Consider the following 3181-nt stretch of genomic DNA (forward strand, 5'->3'; position numbering starts at 1 on the left):
TCGCGGGTGTCCTCGAACACGACAGCGACGGTTCGGGCGCCGCGGTGCTCGCGGCCCTGGCGAGACTGGCCGCCGCCGTGGCCGCCGAACTCGTGGCCGACGGTCTGACGATCGTCGGCATCACCGGGTCATCGGGCAAGACGTCGACCAAGGATCTGATCGCCGCGGTGTTGGCGCCCCTCGGCGAGGTGATCGCCCCGCCGGGCTCGTTCAACAACGAACTCGGGCACCCGTGGACGGTGTTGCGGGCCACCCGGTCAACCGACTACCTCGTGCTGGAGATGTCGGCGCGACATCCCGGCAACATCGCCGCGCTGGCCGCGATCGCCCCGCCGTCGATCGCCGTCGTCCTCAACGTCGGAACCGCGCACCTCGGCGAGTTCGGCTCCCGTGAGGCGATCGCCGCCACGAAATCCGAGTTGCCACAGGCGGTTCCGGCATCCGGGGTGGTCATCCTCAATGTCGACGACCCGGTGGTGGCGGGGATGGCCGAGAAGACGGCGGCCCGGATCGTGCGTGTCGGGCGCACCTCCGATGCCTCGGCCGCCGACGTGCGTGCCGACAACATCGTCCTCGACCCGCTGGCGCGCGCCGAGTTCACGCTGCACGCCGGCGATGCGCAGGCCGCCGTCACGCTGGCAGTGCACGGTGACCACCAGGTGTCCAATGCGCTGTGCGCTGCGGCCGTCGCGCTGGAGTGCGGTGCCGACCTGAGCCAGGTGTCCGCCGCGTTGGGGGCCGCCGGCCCGGTGTCGCAGCAGCGCATGCAGGTCCACACCCGCGAGGACGGCGTGACGATCATCAACGACGCCTACAACGCCAACCCGGACTCGATGCGTGCCGGGCTCAAGGCGCTGGCCTGGATGGGGCGTCAGGGCCCCCCGGAAGGCAGAAGCTGGGCGGTTCTGGGGGAGATGGCCGAGCTCGGTGACGACGCGATATCCGAGCATGACCGCATCGGCAGACTGGCGGTGCGCTTAGATGTCTCTCGACTCATCGTCATCGGAACCGGGAGGCCTATGAGCGCCATGCTCCACGGGGCGGTCATGGAGGGATCGTGGGGCTCGGAGGCCACCGCGGTCGCCGATGCCGACGCCGCACTGGATCTGTTGCGCGCTGAGCTCCGGGCCGGTGACGTCGTGCTCGTCAAGGCGTCGAACTCCGCCGGGCTCGGCATGCTGGCCGATGCGCTGACCGCCGACGCGTCGGGGGACGGTGGATGAGGCAGATACTCATCGCCGTCGCGATCGCGCTGACGGTATCGATCCTGCTGACCCCGGCGCTGATCAAGCTGTTCACCCGGCAGGGTTTCGGTCACGAGATCCGGGCAGACGGTCCGCCGAGCCACCACAAGAAGCGTGGCACCCCCTCGATGGGTGGGGTGGCCATCGTGGCTGGGATCTGGGCCAGCTACCTGGGCACCCACCTGGTCGGGGTGTTGATCGACGGAAAAGGGCCGTCGGCTTCCGGCCTGCTGGTGCTGGGGCTGGTGACGGCGCTGGGCGCCGTCGGGTTCGCCGACGACATGATCAAGATCCGGCGGGCGCGCAACCTCGGTCTGAACAAGACCGCCAAGACCGTCGGGATCCTCGTCGCGGCGGTCCTGTTCGGCGTCCTTGCGCTGCAGTTCCGCAACGCCGATGGGCTGACCCCCGGCAGTGCCGAGCTGTCCTACGTGCGGGAGATCGCCACGGTGACGTTGGCGCCTGCCGTCTTCGTGCTGTTCTGCGTGGTGATCGTCAGTGCCTGGTCGAACGCGGTGAACTTCACCGACGGCCTCGACGGGCTGGCCGCGGGCGCGATGGCGATGGTGTGCGCCGCCTACGTGCTCATCACGTTCTGGCAGTTCCGCAACGCGTGTGCGACGAGCCCCGGTGTCGGTTGTTACAACGTGCGGGACCCGCTTGATCTCGCGATCATCGCGGCAGCGACCGCGGGTGCGTGCATCGGCTTCCTGTGGTGGAACGCCGCGCCCGCCAAGATCTTCATGGGTGACACCGGATCGCTTGCCCTCGGTGGCGTGATCGCGGGTCTCTCGGTCACCAGCCGGACCGAGATGCTCGCCGTGGTGCTCGGCGCGCTGTTCGTCGCCGAGGTGACGTCGGTGGTCGTGCAGATCCTCGCGTTCCGCACCACCGGCCGCCGGGTGTTCCGGATGGCGCCCTTCCACCACCACTTCGAGCTGGTGGGCTGGGCCGAGACCACGGTGATCATCAGGTTCTGGCTGTTGACGGCCATCGCGTGCGGACTGGGTGTGGCCCTCTTCTACAGCGAGTGGCTGACCACCGTCGGTGCCTGACATGCCGGGCTTGGAACTGCAGGGCTTGGAACGCGGCGCCGATGTGCTGGTGACGGGCGCCGGCATCACCGGCCGGGCGATACTCGCCGCGCTGGTCCCGCTCGGGGTCCGCGCGACGCTCACCGACGACAGTCCCACGGCGTTGACGGCGCTGGCGCAGCAGGGCGTGGCCGTCGTCGATCCCGCCAATGCTGTCCAGCGGATCGCAGACTTCGCGCTCGTCGTGACCAGCCCGGGATTTCCGCCCACCGCGCCGGTCCTGGCGGCCGCTGCCGCGGCGGGTGTCCCGATCTGGGGTGATGTCGAACTGGCGTGGCGGCTGGACCAGTCCGGGCGTTTCGGTCCGCCACGGCAGTGGCTGGTGGTCACCGGCACCAACGGCAAGACCACGACGACGTCGATGCTCTACGCGATGCTGGAGGCGGCGGGACGACGGGCGGTGCTGTGCGGCAACATCGGCGATCCGGTCCTCGACCTGCTCGACCGGCCCGCCGAGGTGTTCGCCGTCGAGTTGTCGAGCTTCCAGCTGCATTGGGCGCCGTCACTGCGCCCCGAAGCAGGTGTGGTGCTCAATGTCGCCGAGGACCACCTCGACTGGCACGGCTCGATGCAGGCGTACGCGCAGGCCAAAGCGAGGGCTCTGACCGGGCGCGTAGCCGTCGGCGGACTCGACGACCCCGCGGCCGCCCGATTGCTGGAGGCGGCCCCGGCGCCGGTGAAGGTGGGGTTCCGGTCGGGTGCCCCTGCACTCGGTGAGTTCGGGGTCCGCGACGGGCGGCTCGTTGACAACGCGTTCGGTCGCGACCTGGTCCTCGCCGAGGCGGCTGCGATCTCGGTGGCCGGTCCGGTCGGTGTGCTCGACGCGCTGGCTGCGGCGTGCCT

3 protein-coding genes are annotated in these 3181 nt (G+C 69.9%); all 3 read left to right on the top strand.

Going from position 1 to position 3181, the window contains the following annotated elements:
- The coding region (locus tag WA965_RS05230) for a UDP-N-acetylmuramoyl-tripeptide--D-alanyl-D-alanine ligase (RefSeq protein WP_526447189.1) at positions 1–1223 on the top strand (1223 nt) is incomplete at its 5' end.
- Complete coding sequence (gene mraY, locus WA965_RS05235; protein WP_178360064.1) at positions 1220–2299, top strand: phospho-N-acetylmuramoyl-pentapeptide-transferase; 1080 nt, start codon at positions 1220–1222, stop codon at positions 2297–2299. The genes WA965_RS05230 and mraY, both read left to right, overlap by 4 nt.
- Before the next feature lies 1 nt (position 2300).
- Positions 2301–3181: UDP-N-acetylmuramoyl-L-alanine--D-glutamate ligase (gene murD / locus WA965_RS05240; protein ID WP_526447191.1), on the top strand; the 881-nt coding region annotated here is incomplete at its 3' end.

The organism is Mycobacterium sp., assembly GCF_049683935.1.
Lineage (GTDB): Bacteria > Actinomycetota > Actinomycetes > Mycobacteriales > Mycobacteriaceae > Mycobacterium.

Bases quoted from the DNA above. Each gene is read 5' to 3' on its own strand.
- mraY (WP_178360064.1), top strand. From the start codon at position 1,220: ATGAGGCAGATACTCATCGCCGTCGCGATCGCGCTGACGGTATCGATC.